Genomic DNA, 24,479 nt, shown 5'->3' on the forward strand with positions numbered 1-24,479 from the left:
GCATTTAGACGCGAAGACTCAGAGGCTCCCCAGAAGTTTCGTCATGACCTCGCCCGCCTTGCCGGGCAGCTTCGCCTGCTTGGCGGCGTCGAGATTGGTCGGCTCTCCAACGATGACGACGCCGACCATTCCCAGCGTGTAGTGCGGATCGCAACGGAAGCCATAGACGCCCGGCGTAGACAGCGTGATCGCCAATTCCTCATTGATCTTGCCGCGGAATGGCTCCGCGCCCGAAGGGAGCAACTCCTTTATCGTGACGGCGTTATGCCCCTTATCGGCCGCGACGAATTTAATCGTGTCGCCCGGGTTGATCCGCACGACCTCCGGCTCGAACACCATGTAACGGTCCGCGCCCTTGTTGAGCATTTTGATCTCGACGGTTTCGCCCGCCATCGAAGGGCGCGACCATCCGATGAGGATTGCAAGAGCCAAAGCGGTCGCGCCGAAAGGGCGGCCAAGAGTAAGATATGCGCGTGTCACGAAGCTTTCTCCCTGGAACTATTATTAGTTGACGCGCCAATGCAAGTTTCCCTACAGCGGCGCTTCTCTTGGAAGAGAGCCAGACATCTAGCTATGCTAATTTCGATCATCAATAACGAGCGGCAGAACTTCGCGTGGAAGACTTCCATTGTGCCGACTGCTGTAGAGCAGAAGTCTTCTAATTTGACCGCTCTTCCTCGCGCTTGATTTCGAGCGCAAGCCACTCATCTTCGGCCTCAGCGATGTCAGCTTGAAGAGCGGCGAATGCTTCGCTCGCCTTGGCGAATTTGGCCGGATCGCGCGCATAAAGCTCCGGGTCATCGAGTAGACTCTGCAATTTCGCGCATTTTTCCCGCCACGCGTCGATCTTGCCGGGCAGGGTCGCGAGCGCATGCTGTTCCTTGAAGGAGAGCTTCTGCCGTATCGCCGCCTTCTCGCGCGGCGCGGGCTTTTCTTTCGTCTCCCGCGCTGAGGCGATCGCGCCCCGCGTCTCCACGCCCTTGCCGCGTTGCGCGACCATGTCGCTATAGCCGCCGGCATATTCAATCCAGCGGCCGTCGGCATCGCTCATCAAAACGCTGGTCGCGACGCGATCGAGAAAATCGCGATCATGGCTGACGACGATGAGCGTGCCGGGATAATCGGCGAGCATTTCCTCTAAGAGATCGAGCGTTTCGAGATCGAGGTCATTGGTTGGTTCGTCGAGCGCGAGGAGATTCGACGGCTTCGCCAGCGCCCGCGCAAGCATTAGGCGTCCGCGCTCGCCGCCTGAAAGCCTGCCGATGGGCGTGCGCGCCTGTTCCGGCTTGAACAGGAAATCCTTCATGTAGCCGATGACGTGACGCCGTTCGCCATTGATTTCGATCGTGTCGGAGCCGCCGCCGGTCAGCGCGTCCTGCAAGGTGGTTCCCGGATCGAGACTCGCGCGGCTTTGCTCGAGAGTCGCCATTTCGAGATTGGCGCCTAATCGCACCTTGCCGCTGTCGGGCGCGAGCGCGCCGGTCAGTAAATTGACGAGCGTCGTCTTGCCGGCGCCGTTCGCGCCGATGATTCCGATGCGATCGCCCCGCAGAATGCGCGTCGTGAAATTCTCGACGATGACGCGTTCGCCGTAGGACTTGCCGATCTTGATCGCCTCGATGACCAGCTTGCCGGACAGCTGCGCTTCGCTGGCTTCGAGTTTCACGTCGCCGGTCGGCATGACGCGATCGCGGCGCTCCGCGCGCAGATGATGCAGGCCCCCGAGCCGCTTCATATTGCGCTTGCGCCGCCCCGAAACGCCGTGGCGCAGCCAATGTTCTTCGGCGACGATCTTGCGCTCCAACTTGTGCTGCTGCTTTTCCTCTTCCTCCAATTCGCGGTCGCGCCAGGCCTCGAATTCCTTGAAGCCGCGCGCCAGATGCCGCGTGCGGCCGCGGTCGATCCAAAGCGTTTCCCGGGTCAGATCCTGAAGAAAGCGGCGGTCATGGCTGATGAGCACGAGCGCCGACCGCAACGCCGCGAGCCTTTCTTCGAGCCACAGGATCGTCGGCAGATCGAGGTGGTTCGTTGGCTCGTCGAGCAGCAAAATGTCGGGCTCGGGCGCGAGAACGCGGGCGAGCGCCGCACGCCGCGCTTCGCCGCCCGAGAGGCGCGCAGGGTTTTCGTCCCCCTCGAGCCCCAGATCGTTGAGCAACGTCCTGGCGACGTGAGGATCGTCGAGCGGCCCGAGGCCAGCTTCGACATAGGCGAGCGCCGTGGCGAAGCCCGAAAAATCCGGCTCCTGCGGCAGATAGCGCAGCGACGCGCCGGGTTGCAGGAAGCGCACGCCGCCGTCCGGTTCGATTTCGCCGGCCGCGATCTTGAGCAGCGTCGATTTGCCCGAGCCGTTGCGGCCGACGACGCACAGCCGGGCGCCTGTCGCGACGGCGAAATCGGCGCCTTCCAGCAGCGGCTTCCCGCCGAGCGTGAGCATGACGCCCTGGAGGGCGAGGAGGGGCGGAGGGGCCATTGGAAGCTTAGCAGCGTCTTATGAACATGAGATAAGCTTCTTCCACGCAGGCGGGCCGGTTGTCACCCCCGAAGCCGCCGATAGTTCCGGAGCGAGAGCGATGCCGATCACCACCGAGCAAATTCACGCCGGACAGGCGGTCTACACGCCGAACATGCTCGCGATTTACGATGTGCTGGTGCTCGGCCTGTCCAATCGCTGGATCTGGAAATGTCCGACGCCGCGGCTGCTCGCCCATTACGATCAACACATAAGCGGCAATCATCTCGATGTCGGCGTCGGCACCGGCTATTTTCTCGATCGCTGCCGCTTTCCGACTCCGGCGCCGCGCGTCGCGCTGATGGATCTAAACCGCGACGCGCTGCAATATGCGGCGCGACGCATCGCGCGCTACCGGCCCGAGATCTATGTGCGCAATGTGTTGGAGACGATCGATTTTGACGGCGCGAAATTCGACTCGCTCGGCATGAATTATCTTCTTCATTGTCTGCCGGGCGACATGGCGACGAAGGCGCGCGCGTTCGATTGTCTGTCGCCCTTGATGAACCCTGGCGCCGTCGTGTTCGGTTCGACGCTGCTGCAGGGCGGGGTCGCGCGCGGCTTCGCGGGGCAGAGGCTGGTGGCGTTCTATAATTCCAAGGGCGTATTCTCGAATACGCAGGACGATTTGGAGACGCTGACGCGCGAACTCGAAAAGCGCTTCAGCGCGGTCAGCATCGAAACGGTCGGCTGCGCCGCGCTGTTTTCGGCGAGAGTGAAAGGTTCAGGCGCCTAGCCCCAAAGCCTTCCGCACCCGCGCCGAATAGCCATAGAGATCGGGGCGCAGCACGATTCGCCCGCCTTCGTCGACATAGGCGGTGAAATATTCGATGTGGATCGGCAGCGGCTTCGCCAAGTTGATGTAGCGCTCCGAGCCGCCGATCAGCCGGCGTACGCGGCTCTCCGACCAGCCGCTGCCGGGGCCGAGCACGGCTTGGGCGAACGCGAAAGGCGCGTCGACGCGCATGCAGCCATGGCTGAAGGCGCGATGCGACGCCGCGAAAAGGTTGCGCGACGGCGTATCGTGCAAATAGACCGAGAAATCGTTCGGGAACATGAATTTGATGCGACCAAGCGCGTTGCGCTCGCCGGGCGGCTGACGCACCACGAGCTTGCCGCCGCGATAGGACACGTTGAAGCCGCTGGCCGCGATGGCGGCGACATCGCCATTGGCCTTCGGCAGCATCTCCTTGTTCAGGATCGACGGCGGCACGTTCCAATAGGGATTGACGATGATGTATTGCAGCGCGTTGGAGAAGATCGGCGTGGGCGTCTGCTCCTTGCCGACGATGATTCGCGTGCGATGCGTCACCTCGCCATTACGCACGACGGCGAGTTCGAAATCGGGGATGTTCACCTCGACCCGCTCTTCGCCAAGGTCCCGTGGCAGCCAGCGCCACCGCTCCATATTGGCGATGATTTCGGCTTCGATCCGCAAGGTCGAAGCTTTGGCGAGCCCGGCGGCGCGGCGCCGCTTGGACTTGCTTGCAGGCGGCAGGACGTCGCTCTGGGTGACGTTCCCAGTGGCTGCGGCGTAAAGTCCGTCAGAGGCCGGCGCGCTGGCGCGCTGCGTTCTCAGCTCGATGAGTTTTTCGCGCAGCTGCTGATAGCCATAATGCGTGGGATTATAGGCCTGCAGCGCGTCGCCGGCGGTTGCGCCCGCGCCGGCGACTTCTGCCACGGCCAGCGCCGGATCGGGGAGGGTCGTTTTCGCCCCGACGAGTCGCGAGATGCGTTCAGGTTCGATCCGGGCGCCGCGCGCCTGCAGCGCATAGGCGGCGATCGCCTCCGACAGAGCGAGTTCGTCCGCCGCCGTGGGCGCCGCCTTTTCCGCGTCCGGCGCTGCATAGGCGCGAAGATCGAGTCCGTCATCGGCGGCGAGCGCGAGGCGCGCGAGCGCGGCCCGGGCCGAGGCGCGCCATTCTCCATTCTCGATCCAGAACGGCGCGAGATCTCGAGCGGCGTAGGCGGCCGCCAGCGCCGCGCGCAGCCGACGGCGCTCCGGCCCGAGAGCTGCATCGCCGGACGACGCCCAGGCGTCGAGCGCCAAGGCGAGATCGCGCTTCTCTTCGGGCTGAAGGCTCCAGGCAAGGTCGAGCGGGTCCGGCTTGTTAGGCTCGGCGCGCAGCTCGACGTCGAGCAAAACCGCGGCGGGCGCGGCGTCCGCGACGGCGAAGTCCGGATTGTCCAACGGCGCGCGCGTCGGAATGCGCTCGACGTCAAAGAGCGCGACGAGCGGCGGCGGGTCAAACAGTTCGGCGCGGCGCGGCGGATACTGCGCCGCGACCGCGGGAGCGGCGAACGCCGACATGGCCGCAGCCGCAAGCGCGGCGCGGAGAAGTCGCTTGGCCTTTTCGCCAGCGGTCATAGCTGTCCCTCGCGCAAAACCTCGTCGCGGCGAGATCTGCGGCGCCTTTCCAGTCAAGATATGGGTGGAGCGCCGCCGCGCGGCAATCCTCCATTGCTTCGCCGGAACAGTAACGCGCGGCGTCAGGCTTGGGAATCGGCGCGCGGCGACGCGCCCCGCTCAGCCCCCGAAAAAGCCGGACTGTGGCGGCGACGCCACAATGGCGCCGGGCTCCGAAGCCAGGTTGGCGAGGCGTCATCTCACCGCGTCATGGCCGCGCTTGTCGCGGCCATCCACGCGACGACACGATGCAATTATGAGAGCATGAGCCGAATGCCGTCTCCCCGCGATGCGTTTCACGCTGTTCCGGCGTGGACGCCTGGCGCAAGGCCGGGCATGACGGCTGAAAGCTGAGCTGAAATTAGGCCGAGTTCGAAGCCCGTACAGTGGCGCCGAGCGATGGCAGGCCGGACTCGAACGCGCTATGAATTGTCATGGACCCCAGAGGCCGCCAATGAAGCCCTACATCGTCATCGTCCATAAGGACGAACACAGCGCCTACGGCATGACCTTTCCCGACGCGCCTGGATGTTTCTCGGCCGCGGATGACATCGACGACATTTTCATCATGGCCACCGAGGCGCTGGAGCTTTGGGCGGAGGGGATGCGCGAAGACGGCCTGCCGATTCCCGAGCCACGCGATTTTGAAGTCTTACGGGCGGACCCGAAATGGGCTGAGCGTTTTGGCGATGCGGAAATCGTGATTGCAGTCGAAGCGCCCTGGGCACGAAGGCGGCAAGCGGCTGAGTGAATCAGTCTTTCGGCCAGCCTGCGCTTTCATAAATGCTGAGCACAGTCTTTGGCGGCATGTCTTTCTTGGGATGCGCCACGGTCACCCGGCCGGATTTCGTCGGATGTTTGAACTGACGATGCGAGCCCTTGGAGCGCACGAGCCGCCACCCTTCGCTTTCGAGGCGGCGGATGATGTCGCGACTGTTGGTGAGCATGAGGCGCCTTCACATTTGTTGGGCGCCTTTCCAGATATCACTCAGAGAAATTGAATTTCAAGCTCGCGCGGCTTGTCCACAGAGATTACGACCGACTCCGCATTATGCTACATTGTGTTCGTGTAATGTTCTCATTCTGTTACGCGGGATAGGCTCACCCCGCATCGACGAAACTCTCCAGCACCATCTTCCTGCCGGCCTTGTCGAAATCGACCGTGAGCTTGTTGCCGTCGACCGCCGCCACGGAGCCGGGCCCGAACTTCAAGTGAAACACCCGCGCGCCCACTGAAAAGTGCGAGCCGCCGCTTGAGCGCGCGATCACTTCGCCCTCGATCGTCACAGGCTGCTTGCTGCGTGCGCCGCGCGACTCGCGCGCCGCGCCGCCGCGCCCGGCGTCGCCCCGCGTCGCCTGCGCGCGCTTCCATCCCGGCGTCGAATAGTCGGAGCCGTAGACGTCGAGATTGGCGAAGCGCGAGACGCCATAGGAGCCATATTGCGAGCCGCTCGGCGCCTCGACCACCTCGACATTGTCCGTCGGCAGATTGTCGATGAAGCGTGAGGGCACGGTCGCCTGCCACAGCCCGTGAATGCGCCGGTTGCTGGCGAAATAGATCTTGGCGCGGCGCTTGGCGCGCGTCAGCCCGACATAGGCGAGGCGGCGCTCTTCCTCGAGGCCGGCGCGTCCCTGTTCGTCGAGCGTGCGTTGGCTCGGAAACAGCCCTTCCTCCCAGCCGGGAAGATAGACGGTCTCGAACTCGAGGCCCTTGGCGCCATGCAGCGTCATGATCGAGACGCGCTCTTGATCGACGGCGCTGTCGGCCTCCATGACGAGCGACACATGTTCGAGGAAGGATTCGAGGTCGGGAAAGGCCTCCATCGCCCGGACAAGCTCTTTCAAATTGTCGAGCCGCCCGGTGGCCTCGGGCGTCTTGTCCGAACGCCACATCTCGGTGTAGCCGGATTCATCGAGCACCTGCTCGGCAAGCTCATGCTGCGGCTTTGAATCGATCAGCGTGCGCCAGCGGTCGAAATCGCCGATGAGGCCGCGCAGCGCGCCGCGCGGCTTTGGCTTCAGCTCCTCGCTTTCGACAAGAACGCGCGCCGCCTGCATCAGCGGAATGGCTTCGCGCCGCGCATATTCATGCAGCATCTGCAGCGTCGCGTCGCCGAGGCCGCGTTTGGGCGTATTGATGATGCGCTCGAAGGCGAGATCGTCGGCCGGCTGCGCGACGCAGCGCAGATAGGCGAGCGCGTCGCGAATTTCGAGCCGCTCGTAAAAGCGCGGCCCGCCGATGACGCGATAGGGCAGGCCGATCTCGACGAAGCGCTCTTCGAATTCGCGCATCTGAAACGACGCGCGCACGAGAATGGCGATCTCTTCGAGCGAATGGTCCTTGCGGCTCAACTGCTCGATGTCCTCGCCGATGCTGCGCGCTTCTTCCTGGCTGTCCCAGACGCCGGTGAGCGTCGGCTTTTCGCCCTCGCCGCCATCGGTGAACAGGGTTTTGCCGAGCCGGCCTTCATTATGCGAGATGAGATGCGAGGCGGCGGCGAGAATATGTCCTGTCGAGCGGTAATTGCGCTCGAGGCGAATGACCTTCGCGCCGGGAAAGTCCTGCTCGAAACGCAGGATGTTCTCGACCTCGGCGCCGCGCCAGCCATAGACGCTCTGATCGTCGTCGCCGACGCAGCAGAGATTTTGTTTCCCGGGCGCCCGCTGCGAGATCAGCCGCAGCCACAAATATTGCGCGATATTCGTGTCCTGATATTCGTCGACCAGGATATATTTGAAGCGGCGCTGATAGTCGGCGAGCACATCCGGATTGTCGCGAAAGAGCCGCAGGCTCTCCATCAAGAGATCGCCGAAGTCGACGGCGTTCAAGACCTTGAGCCGCTCCTGATAGAGCGCGTAGAGCGCCGCGCCTTTGCCATTGGCGAAGCTTTCGGCGTCGCCGGCGGGAACCTGCGCCGGCGTCAGACCGCGGTTCTTCCAGCCGTCGATGCGCATCGCGAGCGCGCGCGCCGGCCAGCGCTTGTCGTCGATATTCTCCGCGCGCAGCACCTGCTTCAAGAGGCGGATCTGATCGTCGACATCGAGAATGGTGAAGTTCGGCTTCAGCCCGACGAGTTCGGCGTGGCGGCGCAGAATCTTGGCGCTGATCGCGTGAAAGGTGCCAAGCCATTGCATGGCCTGCGCGCCCTCGCCGACGAGCGCCTCGACGCGCTGGCGCATCTCGCGCGCCGCCTTGTTGGTGAAGGTGACGGCGAGGATTTCATAGGCGCGGGCCTTGCCGAGCGCGAGGATGTGGCCGATGCGCGTCGTCAGCGCGCGCGTCTTGCCGGTGCCGGCGCCGGCGAGCACGAGCACCGGCCCGTCGAGCGTTTCGACGGCGGCGCGCTGCTCGGGGTTGAGCGCGTCGAGATAGCGCGGCCGTCCGGCGCTCGCCGCCGCGCGCGCGGCAAGCCCGCCCGTCTGCGGCGCGTAATCGTCGATCTCGGGCGGAGGGCTCTTCATGATTCTTCGATCATATAGGAGAACGGAAGGCGAATCACGAGATTGCGGCGCTTTCACCTCCCCCTTGGGGGGAGGTCGCTCGCCGCAGGCGAGCAGAAGGGGGGTGAGAAACGTAAGCCTGGCGGCGTTCACCCCACCCCGGCCTGCTTTGCAGGCCGACCCTCCCCCTCGAGGGGAGGGTGTAATTCCAGCGCCCGCTCCAGAACGAACACCCTCAGCGCCGAGGACAGGTTCGCCTCGCCGCGCCCGGCGTCAACGCGGGCGATGAGTCCCGCGAGCGAGACGCCCTCCTGCGCGGCGATGTCTTTCAGCGCGCGCCAGAAAGCATCTTCAAGAGAGACGCTGGTGCGGTGGCCGGCGATGACGACGGAATGCTTGACGACTCGGCGGCCATTAGCGTCTTGAGGCGCCTGCGCCTCGCTCACGCCTGATCGTCCGATTCCGGTTCCCGCCTATGCGCCTCCAGCCTGGCGCTTTCCAGCTGCGCCTGCGCGGCGGTCAACTCCCGCTCGGATTTGGCGCGCCCGAAGGCTGCGCGCTTCGCTTGCGCGGCGTCGTCCTTGACGCGGCGGTCGCGTTGTTTGCGCGCGCGCCGCAGATTGACGACGTCGCCCATCAGGGCTTTTTGCGGAAGGCGTCGATCGAGACGATCTTGTCGTCGCCGTCTTCCTTCGCTTCGACCGGCTTAAGTTTTTTTTGCCTGTCGGCGCTCGGCGTCTTGTTCGGCTCTGCTTTGGCCGGCTCTGATTTTACCGGCTCGACCTTGGCCGGCTTGAACGCCTTTACCGAGTCCGGCGTTTTCGCAACAAGGCTCGGTCCTGGGGAAGGCGCGTCCTCCTCTTCGCCTTCCTCAAGCGCGTCTTCCGCGCTCTCAAAGCGCAGGCCGAATTCGACGGCAGGATCGAAAAAGCCGGTGACGGCCGAGAAGGGCACGTAGAGATGCTCGGCGACCGAGCGGAACGATAGGGTGACGCCGAAACCTTCTTCGTCGACTTCCAGATCCGAATATTGATGCTGCAGGATGATCGTCAGCTCGCTCGGCCATTGTTCGGCGAGGCGGCGCGAAATCGTGACGCCAGGCGCATCGGTGCGGAAGCTGATGGTGAAGTGATGGTCGCCGGGCAGATAGCCGCTCTCGGCGACGTCGCCCAGCACTTTGCGCATGACGCCGCGCATGGCGTCCTGAACGAGAAGATCGTAGCGAATAATGTCTTTAGTCATTGCGTCGCGCCAGACTGCCATCCGTATGGTCGACCGGCTATCGCTTCCGACCGCCATGTCTGCCGCGCTTGCATCACGGCGGCGCGGCGCGAGAAAATTGAAGTGGAGGCTTCTGTTGCCAGGCGCCTCCTGACCCCGCCTAGAAGTGCTAACCCCTAGGGCTTAATTCCCAGTTTGGGCGCCGCATTACGCGGCGACGGCCACCGGAGCATAGTTGTCGTTGGCAACTATAAGTTTGACCCGATAACGGCGGTATCATGCCGAGCAAAAAATCACCCTTTACACCCTCGTCAATCCTATTTCGCCCCCGCCAAAACCCGCCGCGCGGACGGGCTTTGGTGGAGGCGCCGGGTACCGCCCCCGGGTCCGAATGGTTTATTACGGTGTTCGTTTATCGCCATAGCCGACGCAAGCGCCGGCAAATTGAATATAGGCGCTTGCGGGATTTTGTGAAAGTCCCCGCCGTCTGCGTCTTCAGCGCTTTTGCCGAGGTGGCGTGTGGCGCGAACGAGCCTGGCCTATTGCGCGCCGACGCGCTTCACCTCGCCAAAGCCCTTCGCGTCCATGGCGAGGTGCAGCCGGTTTTGCAGTCCGGCGTCGTCGCCCTTGACGAGCAGTCCGGCGTTTTCGGCGATCGCTTCGCAGAGCGCAGCCACCCAGGGCTCCTCGCTTTTGGCGAAATCGCTGAGCACATAAGCATGGACCAGCGCCTTATCGCCGGGGTGGCCGATGCCGAGCCGCAGCCGCTTATAGTCGTTGCCGATATGCGCGGTGATCGAGCGCAGCCCGTTGTGGCCTGCGACGCCGCCGCCTGTCTTGATCCGGCACTTGGCCGGCGCAAGATCGAGTTCGTCGTGAAGGACCACGATCTCATCGAGGCCGATCTTGTGAAAACGCGCGGCTTCGCCGACCGAACGGCCGCTCTCGTTCATATAGGTCTGCGGCTGCAGCAGCATGACCTTTTCGCCGCCGATCGCCCCTTCGCTGACGAGGCCTTGAAAGCGCGCCCGCGCTTGTGGAAAGCCGTGTCGCTTGGCGATCGCTTCGAGCGCCATAAAGCCGATATTGTGCCGGTTCTTGGCGTAGGCGCGTCCGGGATTGCCCAGTCCGACAAGGAGCAGCATGTGAGCCTCTGACATAAAAATGGCCGGGCGAACCCGGCCATTATCACGGTAAGCTTTGCAGCGCTTACTTCTTCTTTTCTTCCTTGGCGGGAGCGGCCGCAGGCGCAGCTGCCGCGCTCGGAGCCTCCTCGGCGCCGCCGCCCGCCGGCGGCGTAAGGCTCGCGACGGTGAAATTCTTGTCGGGATTCGTGGGCTTGCAGCCCTCCGGCAGCGGAATCGCCGAAATATGCAGCGAATCGTTGAAATCCAGGCCCGTCAGGTCGGCGGTGATGGCCTCCGGAATATTGTCGGCCGGCACCCACATCTCCACCGTGTGATAGACGATGTTGAGCGCGCCGCCGCGCTTGATGCCAGGCGCCGCTTCCTGGTTGGTGAAATGCACCGGCACTTGCACGCGCAGCCGCGAACCCGGCTTCAGGCGCAGGAAATCCACGTGCATCGGCGTGTCTTTGATGACGTCAAGCTGATAGTCGCGCGGGATGGCGCGCTCCTTCTTGCCGTCGATGTCGAGCTCGAAGATCGTCGTAAGGAAGTGCCCGGCGAAAATCAGCTGAGAGAGGCTCTTCTTCTCGAGCGAGAGCGGCTGCGGCGCTTCGCCGCCGCCATAGAGTACTGCTGGTATACGGCCCTCACGGCGAACGCTGCGGGCGGCCCCCTTGCCTGTCCCGCTGCGCACCGTGGCCGCGAGCTTCTTGGTCTCGGCCATTTCGGTGTCCTTTAAATCAAAAGAAAAGGCGCTGCTTCGCCTCCAGGGGTGTCGGAAACGCAGGCGCCGCGGCGCTTATAGGGGAGCAAGCCATGAGAGGCAAGGCGGAGGGCCGAAAACCGGCGCGCGACCCCCTTTTCCATCGCGGCTGGGGCCTCATATGGCCGCAGATCGCTCGCTCGCCTTTGAGCGGCATGGCGCAGCCGTGGCTTGCTTCCGGCTGCAAGAGAAAGGGTTCGAACATGCGTACTCTCGTGACGTGCATCGCGCTTCTTGGGCTCGTCGGCATGGCGGCGACGCCTGCTCAGGCCGACCGTCGGCTCACCCGCGAAGAGAAATCCAGCATCCGTTCAGCGATGAAGGACGCGCAGTGTTCCGGCGGCAAGATGGAATTCGACGATGGGAGATTCGAAGTCGACAATGCGAAATGTCAGGACGGGAAGCGTTACGATCTCACCTTCGATCGCAATTTCAAGATGACAAGCAAGGAGCTCGAAGACAACAAATATTATGGCAGCGGACGGTACAACAAGCGCGATAACACCCGTGACAACAGGCGCGATACCTACTAACGCGCCTCTCGGGCGGTCATAGGATTTGCCGTCCGCGCATATGCGCGACGCCGCGCCGGAAGATCGACGTTGGCCGGTGCGGCGGCGCGTGTGCCGCGATAGGATCAGGTCCCCACCCGATGTCGAGCGTTGAGGAGCCTGGAAAGCTTCCGGCGCGATCCACATAGGGTGGGGTTTTCTCCAACTGAATCGCCGGCGCAACCCTCGTCAACAGACCGAGTGGGGAGTCCTGATCGACCAGATAATGATTGAGATCGTGCTGGCTGATGGGAATGGGCGCTTCCGCGTTGACGGCGAAACGCATGCCGAGCATGGCCGTCCTGGCGAGCGACACACGGACGATCCAGCGGCCGCCTTCATCTGCGCGGCGCAGTAGAGCGGAAAGAACCCCGAGCGCGCCGAGACAGCCTGAACCGTAATCATTGAAATAGGCGGGAATGAGCGCCGGCTCGCCAAGTTCAGCGCTGTGCATGGCGGCGAGGCCGGTCGCGGCCTGAGCGAGCTGCTCCCAACCGCGCCGCTCGGCCCAGGGGCCCTGAAAACCGTAAGCGTTGACCTCGACGTAGATCAGGCGCGGGTTGATCCTCCACAGCTCCTGCGGCGCGAATCCTTGCTTCGCCAGCGATCCCCAGCGAAATCCCTGCACGAAAACGTCGCAGTCGCGAACGAGATCGAGCGCGCGGGTGCGATCGGCGTCGGCGCGCAGGTCGACATAGGCGGTCTTCTTGCCGAAGGACGTGTCGATGTCGAAGCCGAGAATATGGTCGAGATAGGGGTTGCGACAGTGAATGACGTCGGCGCCATGCTCCGCCAGCAGTTTGCCGATCGTCGGGCCGGCGACGACATGCGTGAAATCGAGAACACGGAGCCGCTCGAGCGGCCGGGCGGCGGCAGGCGTGAAAGGCACGGGCGCTGCGTCGCCCTGCCGCACAAGCTCGATCGGCGGCGTATCGCCGATCGCGCGACCCTGCGGATGCGCGCGCCACTCCTCGGGGCTTCGCAGGAACGCCGCGCAGAGACCAAGCGCCGAAAGTGCGTCCTCGAGCGCCTGCGCGTCAAAGCGCGCAACGCTCTTGGCGATGGCTTCACGCTCGTTTGGGCAGTCGAGATAGCGCAATATGCCATCGCGCAGATGCTGATAGGCGCCGTTGAAGAAGATGCGCCGTCCATCGCGGGTGCGATAGAAATTATTCACCGCCGTATGGACGGCGCTGATGTCGAATTGCCAGCCGCTCTGAAAGAAATAAGCGATCTCGTTGAACAGCAGGCCGGCGTGCCGCCGATCGATTCGCACCTGCTGCGCGCCCAGGCCGCGACTCTCGCCGATCGAGGCGATTGTTGCGCCGATCGCGCCCATCAGCGCGACGGCGAAGTCATGAACCTCGATGGGCGAGTCGACATAGCCAGGCGTCTGATCGACGTGAACAGGCGACGAATGTTGAGGTAGGTTCAGTCCTTGCGCGATCGCCGCGAGAATTTCTTTTTGCCGCGCGCTGTACAAGTCTTCAACTCCGCAACGCGCGCCTTGGCGACTGTCGCTACGCCTTGGTCTCCGGCAGATTCAGCCGGATGTGCAGTTCGCGCAGATGCTTCATCGTCGCTTCCGACGGCGCGCCCATCAGCAAATCCTCGGCACGCTGATTCATCGGGAACAGCGTCACTTCGCGCAAATTTTCCTCTTCCGCGAGCAGCATGACGATGCGGTCGACGCCGGGCGCAATGCCGCCATGCGGCGGCGCGCCATATTGGAAGGCGCGATACATGCCGCCGAATTTCTCGATCAGCACATCTTCGCCATAGCCGGCGATCTCGAACGCCTTCTTCATGACGTCGGGACGATGGTTCCGGATCGCGCCGGACGATAATTCGACGCCATTGCAGACGATATCATATTGGTAGGCGAGGATGGTGAGCGGGTCCTGACTTTCCAGCGCCTCCATGCCCCCTTGCGGCATGGAGAAGGGATTGTGCGAGAAGTCGACCTTCTTCTCGTCCTCGTTCCACTCGTACATCGGGAAGTCGACGATCCAGCAGAATTCGAAGACGTCTTTCTTCGATACGCCGAGTTCGTCGCCGATGCGCAGCCGCGCCATGCCGGCGAGCCTTGCGGCGGCGGTCTCTTCGCCGGCGGAGAAGAACACCGCGTCGCCTGCCTTCACGCCCGCCTTGGCGGCGATCGCGGCCTGCGCCTCCGCGGGAATGAATTTCGCGATCGGCCCCTTGCCGGCGAGCGCGCCGGCCTCTTCCTCAAAGATCACATAGCCGAGGCCCGGCGCGCCTTCGCTACGCGCCCAGTCGTTCAATTTGTCGAAAAAACTTCTCGGCTGGGCGGCGGCGCCCGGCGCGGGTATGGCGCGCACGGTCTTGCCTTTGAACGCCTTGAAGCTCACGTCCTCGCGGGCGAATTCCTCGGACACGTCGGCGATGAGCAGCGGGTTGCGCAGATCCGGCTTGTCGGTGCCATATTTGAGCATCGACTCGCGGAAGGAAATGCGCGGAAATTTCTGCGTGACCGCCTTGCCGTTGGCGAACTCCTCGAACAAGCCGCGCAGCACCGGCTCGATCGCGCCGAACACGTCCTCCTGCGTGACGAAGCTCATCTCGACGTCGAGCTGGTAGAACTCTCCCGGCGAGCGGTCGGCGCGCGCGTCCTCGTCGCGAAAGCAGGGCGCGATCTGAAAATAGCGATCGAAGCCGGCGACCATGATGAGCTGTTTGAACTGCTGGGGCGCCTGCGGCAGCGCGTAGAATTTCCCCGGATGCAGGCGCGAGGGCACGAGAAAGTCGCGCGCGCCCTCGGGCGAGGAGGCGGTCAGAATCGGCGTCTGGAACTCGAAGAAGCCCGCCTGCTTCATGCGCATGCGGATCGAATCGACGATACGGCCGCGCAGCATGATGTTCTGATGCAGCTTCTCGCGCCGCAGGTCGATGAAGCGATATTTGAGCCGCGTGTCCTCGGGATAGGGCTGGTCGCCGAAGACCGGCACCGGCAATTCGGCGGCGGCGCCCAACACCTCGATTTCGTTGACGTAAACCTCGACCTGTCCTGTCGGCATGTCGGGATTTTCGGTGCCGGCGGGGCGCTTCCGCACCTCGCCGTCGAGCCGCACCACCCATTCCGAGCGCAGTTTCTCCGCCTGCGCGAAGGCGGGCGAATCGGGATCGACGACGCATTGCGTCAGCCCGTAGTGATCGCGCAAGTCGATAAACAGCACGCCGCCGTGATCGCGGATGCGATGGCACCAGCCGGAAAGGCGGATTTTTTCGCTGACGAGCGCCTCATTGGGCGCGCCACAATTATGCGAACGGTAGCGATGCAAGGGTCGGCTCATGGGGTGGAGGTGTAAAAGGACGGGATCCCGGAACGATCGGGCGTTTTCGCGCGCAGAAAGGGCATGGGCCATCGTCGGCTGTCAAGCCGAGCCCCGTCGGGCGGGAGAGCTATTTCCTGAAGAACGCTTCCGCCGCCGCGTTCGCCGCCTGTTTCGCCGCGCGGGCGGCCTCGAGCCGGGTGATCTCTAGCCGCAGTCGCTCGATGCGCTCGTCGAGTTCGGCGACGGACAGCAGATCGAGCGGCTGGCCGAGCTCGAAAGCCGCGGGACGCGGCGCGTCATCCTGTTCGCTTTTCATCACCGCGGACCTCGGCTGGATTTCTTCGATCGCTGGCCAAAATAGCGCCTGAGGAGTCGCGCGCCAACTTGTGGACGCGCGTCATTTGAGCGTAACTTCCGGCGCGCTTGATGATCCACGCAGGCGGGGCGTCGGCGGCCGCGGCGCGGCCGGAAGCGCCCAAGACCGCCAAGGCGCGGCGCGTCCCGCGCCCGCCTCTCTCGCCGGACGAAATAGGTATGACAAAGTGGGTGTATAGTTTCAGCGCCGGTCGGTCCGAGGGATCGGCGTCGATGAAAGAGCTTTTGGGCGGCAAAGGGGCCAATCTCGCTGAAATGGCGGCGCTCGGACTGCCAGTGCCGCCCGGTTTCACCATCACCACCGAGGTCTGCGCCTATTTTTACGCCAACGGCAAGACCTTTCCCGCCGATCTCGCCGGGCAGGTTGACGAAGCGCTTGCCGATATCGGCCGCGTCGCCGAGCACGCCTTCGAAGATCCGCAGCAGCCGCTGCTCGTCTCGGTGCGTTCGGGCGCCCGCGCCTCAATGCCCGGGATGATGGACACGGTGCTCAATCTCGGCCTCAACGACGAGACCGTGGAAGCGCTCGCGCGCAACGCGGGCGACGAACGCTTCGCCTGGGACTGCTACCGACGCTTCATCGAAATGTATTCTAGCGTCGTGCTCGGCGTCGAACATCACGAGTTCGAGGAAGCGCTGGAGAGAATCAAGGAGAGCAAGGGCTTCGCGCTCGATACGCAGCTGACGGCCGACGATTGGCGCAAGGTCGCCGCGCAATACAAGGCGATCGTCGAACAGGCCGCCGGCAAGAGCTTCCCACAGGATCCGCGCGAGCAATTGTGGGGCGCGATCAAAGCGGTGTTTTCATCCTGGATGAATAATCGCGCCATCGTCTATCGCGGCCTGCACAACATTCCCGAAAGCTGGGGCACCGCGGTCAGTATTCAGGCGATGGTGTTTGGCAATATGGGCGCGCAATCGGCGACCGGCGTCGCCTTCACGCGCAACCCTTCGACCGGCGTGCGCGAACTCTACGGCGAATACCTGATCAATGCGCAGGGCGAAGACGTCGTCGCCGGCATTCGCACGCCGCAGCCGATCGCCCAGTCCGCGAGCCACGCCTCCGGCTTCGAAAAGATTTCGCTCGAAGCGGCGATGCCGGCGATCTTCGCCGAATTCAAGGGATACGCCGACAAGCTCGAACGCCATTTCCGCGACATGCAGGACATGGAGTTCACGGTCGAGCGCGGGAAATTATGGATGCTGCAGACGCGCGCCGGCAAACGCACCGCGCGCGCGGCGCTCAAGCTCGCCGTCGACATGGCCCGCGAAGGCCTCATCAGCAAGGATGTGGCGATTACGCGCGTCGAGCCGCAGTCGCTCGAACAATTGCTGCATCCGACGATCGATCCCGCGGCGAAGCGCAATATTCTCGCCACGGGTCTCCCCGCTTCGCCGGGCGCCGCTGTCGGCGAAATCGTCTTCGATCCGGAAGAAGCCGCGAAGCTCGCCTCGAACGGCCGCAAGATCATCCTCGTGCGCATCGAGACGAGTCCGGAAGACATCGGCGGCATGCATGGGGCGGAAGGCATTCTTACCGCGCGCGGCGGCATGACCTCGCACGCCGCCGTCGTGGCGCGCGGCATGGGCAAGCCCTGCGTCACCGGCGCCGGCGCGCTGCGCATCGACTACGAGGACCAGAGCTTTACCGTCGCCGGCAAGCGTTTCGGCAATGGCGACCGCATCACCATCGACGGCTCCGCCGGGCAGGTGATCGCCGGCGAAGTGAAGATGCAGCGGCCGGAGCTCACCGGCGAATTCGCGGTGCTGATGTCCTGGGCGGACCAGAAGCGGCGGCTGAAAATCCGCGCCAACGCCGAAACGCCGTCAGACGCGCGCGCCGCCCGTCGTTTCGGCGCCGAAGGCATCGGCCTCGCGCGCACCGAACATATGTTTTTCGAAGGCGAGCGCATCGTCGCGGTGCGCGAGATGATTCTCGCCGATGACGCCGAAGGGCGCCGCCTCGCGCTGGCGAAACTACTGCCGATGCAGCGCGAGGACTTCAAGCAGCTGTTCGAGATCATGTCGGGCCTGCCGGTCACGATCCGTCTGCTTGATCCGCCGCTGCATGAATTCCTGCCGCATTCGGATGCCGAGATCGCCGCCGTGGCGAAGGCGATGGGCGCCGACCCGGTGAAGCTGCGCCGCCGCGCCGCGCAGCTTTCCGAATTCAATCCGATGCTCGGCTTTCGCGGCGTGCGGCTCGCCGTCATCTTTCCCGAGATCGTCGACATGCAGGCGCGCGCGATCTTCGAGGCGGCGATCGAAGCCTCTCTCTCGACAGGCGAACCCGTCGACATCGAGATCATGGCGCCGCTCGTCTTCACCCGCGCGGAGCTCGATCTCGTCAAGGCGCGCGTCGCCGAAATGGCGAAGCTCGTCGAGGGCGAGACCGGGATCAGGCCGAACTACCACGTCGGCACCATGATCGAACTGCCGCGCGCGGCGCTGCGCGCCGGCGACATCGCGCCGTCGGCGGATTTCTTCTCCTTCGGCACCAACGACCTGACGCAAACGACGCTCGGCATTTCGCGCGACGATTCGGGCTCCTTCCTCAACGCCTATGTCGAAAAGGGGCTGCTGCCGGCCGACCCCTTCGTGACGATCGATCAGGAAGGCGTCGGCGAACTCGTCGAACTCGGCTGCAAGCGCGCCCGCGCCGCGAATCCGACGATTACGCTCGGCGTCTGCGGCGAACATGGCGGCGATCCGGTTTCCGTCGCCTTCTTCGACAAGATCGGCTTCGACTATGTGTCCTGTTCGCCGTTCCGCGTGCCGATCGCGCGGCTCGCCGCCGCCCAGGCGGCGCTTGGCGAAAAGGCGTCGAGCACGGCGTGATACGAATTCCGGCTGATCCGTTCGCCTGGACCGCCATTCCCGGCAGGCCGAAGGCCTGACCGGGAATCCAGAGCCGGTTCAAGAATGTTGGTCTTGCTCTGGATTCCCGATCGCGCGCGTTGCGCGCGTCGGGAATGACAGCCGTCGTTCAAACGGACGTCGTATGACCTTGCGACGATATGGCGTTATCCAGCGCTGCGATGCAGATTCAGCTCCAGCAGTTTGGCGAGCGCGTCCTCGGTCGAAATATCCTCCGGCCAGCCGTAAGCGGCCGCCACCGCGCGATCGAGCTTCTCATGCGCGTTGACGAGCCATTGCGGGCGCTGATTGTAGAGATTGGTCAGCGTGCGCGTTTTGAGCGTCGCGGCGGCTTGCGCGTCCTTGGGCAGGATGCGGTCGGGGTAGCCGGGGACGACTTCCGGCACGATGTCGACGAGGTCGGGCGGATTGAGCCAGTTGCGCCGCGCTTCGTCGAGTTCGCGCGCGGCTTCCGCGATGCGCGTCGCGCGCGGATCGCCCGCGTATGTCTCGGCCGGAATGTTCGGCGTCAGCCCTTCGGGGAAGGGGAAGGTTTCGAAGGTTGTGGTGATTGTATAACGGGGATCGTTGCCAACTCCATGCCAGGAACCGGCAGCAAGCGACCAAATATGATGGAATTCGCTAAGGAGTATTCCGAAAGTTGTTTCATCGTCTCGGACAATGACTTGAAGCTTATGATCAGGGAGAGTGGGCGGGCTAAGCCAAGCGAAAACGCGATGTTTTGAAACTTCGGGCGTCACGATGTAACGCGTCGTCTTTCCACCGTCATGGCCGGGCTTGTCCCGGCCATCTACGCCATCCTGCGCGGCGGCCTTGCGTGGATGCCCGCGACAAGCGCGGGCATGACGCGCTGAGAGAGCCTTGATCGCGGCCCACATGGCGGGGCGTGGCTCGACATGCCGCCACCAGTTCCTCGCATAGGCTGCGCGGCGATTTTTTTCGCGCTCCGGCTTTACATGTTCGAAGACGTAAGCGAAGGGCTCCTCGTAAAGCGCTGCTTCCTGCTCGCTCATCGTCCAGCCGAAATCGATAATCCACATATCGCGCGGACGGCGCGTCACATCGAGACCGTTGACCCACGGCCGCAGCACGTCGCTATTGGGCCTGCCGTTGGTATTGAGCGGCGCCCGCAGCCATGCGCGCGCGAGTTCGCCGGGAACATCAAACGCGCCGCCCTTGGTATCGCCCATGAAGGCGACGCCTTCATTTTCTGCAAGGCGCTTCGCCTGCGTAATGTCGAACTCTCGCCCCGATAGATCAGCATTGATCGTCTGCACAGGAACGCCGTCCAACCGACAAGCAACCTCATCCTGAGGAGCCGCCGCAGGCGGCGTCTCGAAGGACGAGGTTGCGCCCTCCATCGCCCTCGTGCTTCGAGACGGCTGCTTCGCAGCCTCCTCAGCATGAGGGCTCTGGGATGCAGCAAAACACACGATGCTCACGCGCACGGCGGCGCCGTCGATGGTCCAGGGCTCGTCGCTCCAGGCTTCAAAAATCGCGCCCGCCTGCGCGATGGGCTCCAGCAGGCGGCGATTGGCGCCGCCGCGGATGGAATTCGTCGCGACAAGGCCGACGCTGTTGGCGCGGCCGGCGAGAACCGCCGCCCATGCTTTCGCAAACCAGTAGCAGACGAGATCGGCTTCGGCGGGGACGCGGCCGTCATAGGCTCTAAAAAGCGTCTCGACATAGTCGTCGCCGAGGCCCTTGCGCAGCAGTTTCCCGCCCAGAAACGGCGGATTGCCGATGATGAAATCGGCCTCTGGCCATTCCGCCTCTTTGCCATCCTCCGTCAGCACGGCGTCGCGCCGTTCGATCGAATCGAGCTTCCTCAAGATCGGCTGCGGGCGCGAATAGATGGCGTTCTTGATCGACCATTGAATGTCGCCAATCCAGATCGTCGTGCGCGCGAGTTCGGCGGCGAAGGGATTGATTTCGATCCCGTGAAGAATCTCGGGGCCGACGCGCGTCAGCGGGCGGTTGAGGCCAAGAGTCTCGCATTCGTTGATGGCGCGATATTCGATGTCTTTGACGCCCTGCAGCGCGAGATAGAGGAAATTGCCGGAGCCGCAGGCGGGGTCGAGAATGCGCAGCTTGGTCAGCCGGTCGATAAAGTCGTCGCGCAGAAGTTCGGCCTTGGCCCGCGCGGCGGCGATCCTTTTCTCATGGGCGCGCTTACTGTCCTTGGCTTGCGGCGTCGCTTCCAGCGCCGGGGCCATGACCTTCTCGATCTGCGCCCGCACGGCGTCCCATTCGCGCCTCAACGGCCGCAGCACGACCGGCTCGACGATCAGCATGATCTTGTCGGGGCCGGTGTAATGGGCGCCGATCTGGGCGCGCTTGTCGGGATCGAGGAAGCGCTCGAACAGCGTGCCGAAAATCGTCGGATCGATGAGGCTCCAGTCGAGGCTGGTCGCCGCGAAGAGGAGCTGGATTTCGACATGCTCCAGCGGCAGGGCGCGGCGCCCGTCGAACAGGCCGCCGTTGAACCAGGCGATTTCGGTCAGATCGAATTCGCCGCCCTTTTCCATCTGCTCGAAAAGCTTGTCGAAATAGTCCTTGGATTTATGCGGCCGACGCTCCGCCGTCTGCAGCAGCTTCTTGAGCAATCCTTCGGGCAAAAGCTTCACGCTGTCGGCGAAAAAGCAGAAGACGAGCTGATTGACGAAATGCGCCACCGCCTCGCGGTCGGGATTGCGGTGCTGCAGCGCGTCGGAGATCGTCTGGAAGTTCTTCGCCGCCTCGGCGGTGATCATCGCGCGCGTGCGGGCCGGTTTCAACGCGTCCGGATCATGGAAGACCGCCCGGAGGATATTGAATTTTTCCGGGTCGGCGAGGTCTTCGAGTTCGAAACTGTATTTCTTGGTCTCGAGATTCGTCCAGGTGGTGACGATCTGGAAACGAATCGTATCGCAGACGACGAGCAGCGGCGGGTGCTCCAACGCCGCGGCGTAGCGCGTGAGCTGGGTCATCGCCTCGTCGAGATTGCGCCGGCGCTTTTTATATTCCCAGGCGAAATAGCCCCTTTTCCAAACATCCGCCCAGCCGTCGCCGCCGCCGACAATCGCCGCGCCCTTTTCGAAGGTGAAAAATTCGCCCGCCGGGTCGGCCTCGGCCGGTGTCTGGTGCTCGAACAGCCGGCAGAGATCGATGAAATGTTCCTGCGCCGCCGCCCGTTCCGTCAGCGCGTGGGTTTTCCATTTCTTGATGAAATCATACGGCGTCATAATAACTTGACCTAGCACGATTCGCGCGGGCTGCGCCGTTCCCTCACGCGCTCTCCAGCTCTTCCTCGCGGTGGTTCATCTCGAAGCGGCGCACGATCAGCCGCACGAGATAAAGGCCGAACTCGGGGTTTTGAAAATAGAGCTGTTCGAACTGCTCATAGGTGATGACGAGCAGACTGACGTCGTCGATGCAGCGCGCCGTCGCGGTGCGTTTGCCGTTTGTCGTAAATAGCGCCATCTCGCCGAAAATGGCGCCGGGCGAGAGAAGCGCGCCGCGTTCGACGATTTCGACGCGTCCTTCGACGACGACGAAGGCCTCGTCGGCTTCGTCGCCCTTCATGAAGACCGCTTCGCCGCGTCGCAGCGTGCGCGGATGCATGAAGGGCTTCAGCCATTCGATGTTCAGGTCGCTGCCGTTGGCTTCGCGCACGCTGGCGATGAGCTTGCTCATTTCGCGCATGCGGGTGAAGTTGAGCGGCAGGTTGATCGCATGTTTGGCGATCGTCGGCGGGCTGGCGATGATGAGCCCCAAGGTCACGCCGAGCACATTGCCCAGCATCGCGGTGATGCGCAGCGGGATCATCCGCTTCATGTAAGCGGCGCCGACGACCGTGGACGCTTCGGCCCAGGCGAGCGCCGTCAGCGCCACCCCGCCGACGGTCTTTCCCGTGTCAGACGCGGCCCAGTTCATTAGCGTATCGATCAGTTCCGACATTGCAGCTTCCATCCTTACGCCGCGCTTAACCTTTGCGCGTAACCAAGACAAGCGTTCAAAAAGCCTGCGGGACTGGACTTTCCCATGCGCTTTCGCACATTCGCTCCATGCGACAAACGAGCCGAATCCTGCGGATCGACACATCCGGGCGCGGATTTTACGAATTTACCGAGGCTGTCCGCGACTTTGCGCGCAGCGCGCGCATGACGCAGGGGCTGGCGACGGCGTTCTGTCGCCACACCTCCGCGTCGCTGCTCATTCAGGAAAACGCCGATCCCACCGTGCTGCGCGATCTCGAAGCCGTCTTCGCGCGGCTCGCGCCCGAAGGCGCGGATTACGCCCATGATACGGAAGGCGCCGACGACATGCCGGCGCATATCCGCGCCGCGCTCACCCAGACGCAGCTCTCGATCCCCCTCATTGGCGGCGCACTGGCGCTTGGAACTTGGCAGGGCGTCTTTCTTTTCGAGCACCGCCGGCGGCCGCACCGGCGCGAGGTCGCGCTGCATCTGATCGGCGAATGATCGCGCCATTGCGTCATTCTGGCACGATCGCGGCGCCGCGCCGGCAACGGTTCCGCAAGGCTAATGAACGATAAGATTTTACGAAGGATCGCATCCGGGGCGGAGCGACGCAAATCGCGGCGCCTTGCCAGACGCGCCGTCGCACATGGATCAGTCTATGCGTCGTCAGTCGAGAACGCGTTTCGTGCGCAGAGGGGTTGCGCCCTGGGTTTTCAGCGTAACGGCGCCCTGGGCGCTCGGCGTCGGCGTGCTGGTCTCGTTCACCGCGGTCGCGGGGCAGGACCCTGTCGCCGATTGGCGCGTTTCTCCGCTCGCGGCGCGCGCGCCAGGGGCGCTGACGCTCGGCTTCAGCGAGGCGGCGAGCGGCGATTACGGGTTCTATGGCCAAACGCGCGCCCAAATTCAGCAGGCGCGCCTTGTCGTCGGCGGTCCGGAGGAGGGCGTTCCCGACGAGCGCGAGCCACATGTCGATCTCAAGCCCGATGTGAAGCATTTTCCCCAGGTCGATCGGCGGCATAAGGGCGATCCGGTGGTCGCCATGCGGCCCGGATTCGATACGCGCCGGCCGCAGCCGGCGAATCTGGGGCTGAGCGAGTCGCCGCCGCTTTCCTTCGGCCTTGAGGGCAAGTCGACGCGGCCGACCGCGACGCCGCTTGCGCCTCGCGGCAAAACCCCAGGCGACGAAGCGCTTGAAGAGGCGGACGCGGGCTCCGCGCCGGAGCCGGCGACGACGCAAAAGTCGATGGCGGCCGCCTCGCCGGCGCAGAGTTCGTCGATCTCGACGCCGACCGGCGCCGACGCGCCCCGCGACGTTGCGCGGGAGGCGCAGACCGAACGCGCCCTTCATGGCGCATCCCCGCAGACGCCGCGCGCCGTCGCGCTGGGGTCGTCGACGCCGGCGCAGCCGGACGCCGTGCCCATCGAAGTGTCGTCTTTCCCCGGCGCGACGCTGGCGCTATCGACGCCAGGCAAGGAATTGAGCGCGTCACGTCCGGATTATGCCGCTTCGATTGATCCGGAAAAGCTTGGCCGCGAGGCCCGCTGTCTGGCCGAAGCGGTCTATTTCGAGGCCCGCAGCGAGCCCGAGGCGGGGCAGGCGGCCGTCGCGCAGGTCGTGCTCAACCGTGTCCAGAGCGGCCTCTATCCGTCGAGCGTTTGCGGCGTCGTCTATCAGAACCGGCGCCACTATCGTGGGTGCCAGTTCTCCTTCGCTTGCGAGGGCAGGTCGCTTCGCATCACCGAAGGCGACGCCTGGGAACAGGCGGTGCGCGTCGCCAAGGAGGTCATGGTTGGTCGCACCTACATCTCCGACGTCGGCCGTTCGACGCATTACCACGCCAATTACGCCCATCCGCGCTGGGCGCGCGCGCTCCGAAAGATGGACGTCATCGGCAGGCATATTTTCTACCGACTAAAGCCGGGACAGACGTAATTTTTCTACCGCGGCCC

The 24,479-nt window shown here is 63.9% G+C and carries 21 protein-coding genes and 1 other RNA gene; 6 read left to right on the forward strand and 16 right to left on the reverse strand.

The annotated features are described in order from the left end of the window. Positions 1 to 18: 18 nt before the first annotated feature. Both HUN39_RS02140 and HUN39_RS02145 read right to left on the reverse strand, forming a co-directional pair. Complete coding sequence (locus HUN39_RS02140; protein ID WP_175092873.1) at positions 19 to 480, reverse strand: pseudoazurin; 462 nt, start codon at positions 478 to 480, stop codon at positions 19 to 21. Between the two features lie 178 nt (positions 481 to 658). Then, on the reverse strand, positions 659 to 2,470 hold the full coding sequence (locus HUN39_RS02145) for an ABC-F family ATP-binding cassette domain-containing protein (protein ID WP_175092874.1): 1,812 nt from the start codon (positions 2,468 to 2,470) through the stop codon (positions 659 to 661). Between the two features lie 100 nt (positions 2,471 to 2,570). Between HUN39_RS02145 and HUN39_RS02150 the strand changes: the two genes are divergently transcribed. Beyond that, positions 2,571 to 3,245 (forward strand): class I SAM-dependent methyltransferase, encoded by a 675-nt coding sequence (locus tag HUN39_RS02150; protein WP_175092875.1) that lies wholly within the window; start codon positions 2,571 to 2,573, stop codon positions 3,243 to 3,245. Here the strand turns inward: HUN39_RS02150 and HUN39_RS02155 are convergent. Then, positions 3,234 to 4,877: a L,D-transpeptidase family protein gene (locus HUN39_RS02155; protein ID WP_175092876.1), complete on the reverse strand. Its 1,644-nt coding sequence runs from the start codon at positions 4,875 to 4,877 to the stop codon at positions 3,234 to 3,236. The two genes, HUN39_RS02150 and HUN39_RS02155, sit on opposite strands and share 12 nt — an antisense overlap. A gap of 493 nt (positions 4,878 to 5,370) precedes the next feature. On the opposite strand from HUN39_RS02155, the gene HUN39_RS02160 reads away from it, so the two are divergent. Beyond that, the gene (locus HUN39_RS02160) at positions 5,371 to 5,667 is read left to right on the forward strand and encodes a type II toxin-antitoxin system HicB family antitoxin (RefSeq protein WP_175092877.1); all 297 of its coding nucleotides are present in this window, start codon (positions 5,371 to 5,373) and stop codon (positions 5,665 to 5,667) included. A 1-nt stretch (position 5,668) separates the two neighbouring features. Here the strand turns inward: HUN39_RS02160 and HUN39_RS02165 are convergent, their stop codons facing one another. The 8 genes from HUN39_RS02165 to HUN39_RS02200 form a co-directional block, all read right to left on the reverse strand. Further along, the gene (locus tag HUN39_RS02165; RefSeq protein ID WP_175092878.1) at positions 5,669 to 5,863 is read right to left on the reverse strand and encodes a type II toxin-antitoxin system HicA family toxin; all 195 of its coding nucleotides are present in this window, start codon (positions 5,861 to 5,863) and stop codon (positions 5,669 to 5,671) included. 154 nt (positions 5,864 to 6,017) lie between these two features. Further along, entirely contained in the window at positions 6,018 to 8,378 is a 2,361-nt protein-coding gene (locus tag HUN39_RS02170; RefSeq protein ID WP_175092879.1) for an ATP-dependent helicase, read from the reverse strand. Between the two features lie 128 nt (positions 8,379 to 8,506). Next, complete coding sequence (locus HUN39_RS02175) at positions 8,507 to 8,803, reverse strand: ribbon-helix-helix domain-containing protein (RefSeq protein WP_175092880.1); 297 nt, start codon at positions 8,801 to 8,803, stop codon at positions 8,507 to 8,509. Next, positions 8,800 to 8,994 (reverse strand): DUF4169 family protein, encoded by a 195-nt coding sequence (locus HUN39_RS02180; protein WP_175092881.1) that lies wholly within the window; start codon positions 8,992 to 8,994, stop codon positions 8,800 to 8,802. Before HUN39_RS02180 ends, HUN39_RS02175 begins: the two co-directional genes overlap by 4 nt. Next, entirely contained in the window at positions 8,994 to 9,599 is a 606-nt protein-coding gene (locus HUN39_RS02185) for an SspB family protein (RefSeq protein ID WP_175092882.1), read from the reverse strand. The genes HUN39_RS02180 and HUN39_RS02185 overlap by 1 nt, the downstream gene beginning before the upstream one ends. 101 nt (positions 9,600 to 9,700) lie before the next feature. Then, positions 9,701 to 10,058: a transfer-messenger RNA gene (ssrA, locus tag HUN39_RS02190) on the reverse strand. A 59-nt stretch (positions 10,059 to 10,117) separates the two neighbouring features. Continuing rightward, a complete protein-coding gene (gene pth, locus HUN39_RS02195) occupies positions 10,118 to 10,723 on the reverse strand; it encodes an aminoacyl-tRNA hydrolase (protein ID WP_175092883.1) in 606 nt (201 codons plus the stop codon). A 64-nt stretch (positions 10,724 to 10,787) separates the two neighbouring features. Next, positions 10,788 to 11,429 carry a 50S ribosomal protein L25/general stress protein Ctc gene (locus HUN39_RS02200; protein ID WP_175092884.1) on the reverse strand — a complete coding sequence of 214 codons (642 nt, stop codon included), beginning with the start codon at positions 11,427 to 11,429 and terminating at the stop codon, positions 10,788 to 10,790. 242 nt (positions 11,430 to 11,671) lie between these two features. Between HUN39_RS02200 and HUN39_RS02205 the strand changes: the two genes are divergently transcribed. Further along, positions 11,672 to 12,001 (forward strand): PepSY domain-containing protein, encoded by a 330-nt coding sequence (locus HUN39_RS02205; RefSeq protein ID WP_175092885.1) that lies wholly within the window; start codon positions 11,672 to 11,674, stop codon positions 11,999 to 12,001. Between the two features lie 16 nt (positions 12,002 to 12,017). Here HUN39_RS02205 and HUN39_RS02210 read toward each other — a convergent pair whose 3' ends face one another. From HUN39_RS02210 to HUN39_RS02220, 3 genes are all read right to left on the reverse strand, one after another. Further along, positions 12,018 to 13,502, reverse strand: a complete 1,485-nt coding sequence (locus HUN39_RS02210) for a CoA transferase (RefSeq protein ID WP_175092886.1) — start codon at positions 13,500 to 13,502, stop codon at positions 12,018 to 12,020. 37 nt (positions 13,503 to 13,539) lie between these two features. Then, entirely contained in the window at positions 13,540 to 15,321 is a 1,782-nt protein-coding gene (aspS, locus tag HUN39_RS02215) for an aspartate--tRNA ligase (RefSeq protein ID WP_175092887.1), read from the reverse strand. Positions 15,322 to 15,442: 121 nt separating this feature from the next. Continuing rightward, positions 15,443 to 15,631, reverse strand: a complete 189-nt coding sequence (locus tag HUN39_RS02220; protein WP_175092888.1) for a DUF1192 domain-containing protein — start codon at positions 15,629 to 15,631, stop codon at positions 15,443 to 15,445. A 218-nt stretch (positions 15,632 to 15,849) separates the two neighbouring features. On the opposite strand from HUN39_RS02220, the gene ppdK reads away from it, so the two are divergent. Continuing rightward, positions 15,850 to 18,528, forward strand: coding sequence for a pyruvate, phosphate dikinase (ppdK, locus tag HUN39_RS02225; RefSeq protein WP_175092889.1), 2,679 nt, complete (start codon positions 15,850 to 15,852; stop codon positions 18,526 to 18,528). 185 nt (positions 18,529 to 18,713) lie between these two features. Here ppdK and HUN39_RS02230 read toward each other — a convergent pair whose 3' ends face one another. Next, positions 18,714 to 21,791, reverse strand: a complete 3,078-nt coding sequence (locus HUN39_RS02230; RefSeq protein WP_175092890.1) for a class I SAM-dependent DNA methyltransferase — start codon at positions 21,789 to 21,791, stop codon at positions 18,714 to 18,716. A 43-nt stretch (positions 21,792 to 21,834) separates the two neighbouring features. Then, the gene (locus HUN39_RS02235) at positions 21,835 to 22,506 is read right to left on the reverse strand and encodes a Crp/Fnr family transcriptional regulator (RefSeq protein WP_175092891.1); all 672 of its coding nucleotides are present in this window, start codon (positions 22,504 to 22,506) and stop codon (positions 21,835 to 21,837) included. A 107-nt stretch (positions 22,507 to 22,613) separates the two neighbouring features. Here HUN39_RS02235 and HUN39_RS02240 point away from each other — a divergent pair, with 107 nt between their 5' ends. Continuing rightward, positions 22,614 to 23,030 carry a secondary thiamine-phosphate synthase enzyme YjbQ gene (locus tag HUN39_RS02240; RefSeq protein ID WP_175092892.1) on the forward strand — a complete coding sequence of 139 codons (417 nt, stop codon included), beginning with the start codon at positions 22,614 to 22,616 and terminating at the stop codon, positions 23,028 to 23,030. A gap of 157 nt (positions 23,031 to 23,187) precedes the next feature. Further along, entirely contained in the window at positions 23,188 to 24,462 is a 1,275-nt protein-coding gene (locus HUN39_RS02245) for a cell wall hydrolase (protein WP_175092893.1), read from the forward strand. Positions 24,463 to 24,479: the final 17 nt, after the last annotated feature.

This window comes from Methylocystis silviterrae, from assembly GCF_013350005.1.
Lineage (GTDB): Bacteria > Pseudomonadota > Alphaproteobacteria > Rhizobiales > Beijerinckiaceae > Methylocystis > Methylocystis silviterrae.

Coding starts and splice junctions, on each gene's coding strand:
- ppdK (WP_175092889.1), top strand. CDS start 15,850: ATGACAAAGTGGGTGTATAGTTTCAGCGCCGGTCGGTCCGAGGGATCG.
- HUN39_RS02235 (WP_175092891.1), bottom strand. CDS start 22,506: ATGTCGGAACTGATCGATACGCTAATGAACTGGGCCGCGTCTGACACG.
- HUN39_RS02150 (WP_175092875.1), top strand. CDS start 2,571: ATGCCGATCACCACCGAGCAAATTCACGCCGGACAGGCGGTCTACACG.
- HUN39_RS02145 (WP_175092874.1), bottom strand. CDS start 2,470: ATGGCCCCTCCGCCCCTCCTCGCCCTCCAGGGCGTCATGCTCACGCTC.
- HUN39_RS02240 (WP_175092892.1), top strand. CDS start 22,614: ATGCGACAAACGAGCCGAATCCTGCGGATCGACACATCCGGGCGCGGA.
- HUN39_RS02155 (WP_175092876.1), bottom strand. CDS start 4,877: ATGACCGCTGGCGAAAAGGCCAAGCGACTTCTCCGCGCCGCGCTTGCG.
- HUN39_RS02185 (WP_175092882.1), bottom strand. CDS start 9,599: ATGACTAAAGACATTATTCGCTACGATCTTCTCGTTCAGGACGCCATG.
- HUN39_RS02165 (WP_175092878.1), bottom strand. CDS start 5,863: ATGCTCACCAACAGTCGCGACATCATCCGCCGCCTCGAAAGCGAAGGG.
- HUN39_RS02245 (WP_175092893.1), top strand. CDS start 23,188: ATGCGTCGTCAGTCGAGAACGCGTTTCGTGCGCAGAGGGGTTGCGCCC.
- HUN39_RS02180 (WP_175092881.1), bottom strand. CDS start 8,994: ATGGGCGACGTCGTCAATCTGCGGCGCGCGCGCAAACAACGCGACCGC.
- HUN39_RS02205 (WP_175092885.1), top strand. CDS start 11,672: ATGCGTACTCTCGTGACGTGCATCGCGCTTCTTGGGCTCGTCGGCATG.
- HUN39_RS02220 (WP_175092888.1), bottom strand. CDS start 15,631: ATGAAAAGCGAACAGGATGACGCGCCGCGTCCCGCGGCTTTCGAGCTC.
- HUN39_RS02230 (WP_175092890.1), bottom strand. CDS start 21,791: ATGACGCCGTATGATTTCATCAAGAAATGGAAAACCCACGCGCTGACG.
- HUN39_RS02200 (WP_175092884.1), bottom strand. CDS start 11,429: ATGGCCGAGACCAAGAAGCTCGCGGCCACGGTGCGCAGCGGGACAGGC.
- HUN39_RS02170 (WP_175092879.1), bottom strand. CDS start 8,378: ATGAAGAGCCCTCCGCCCGAGATCGACGATTACGCGCCGCAGACGGGC.
- pth (WP_175092883.1), bottom strand. CDS start 10,723: ATGCTGCTCCTTGTCGGACTGGGCAATCCCGGACGCGCCTACGCCAAG.
- HUN39_RS02160 (WP_175092877.1), top strand. CDS start 5,371: ATGAAGCCCTACATCGTCATCGTCCATAAGGACGAACACAGCGCCTAC.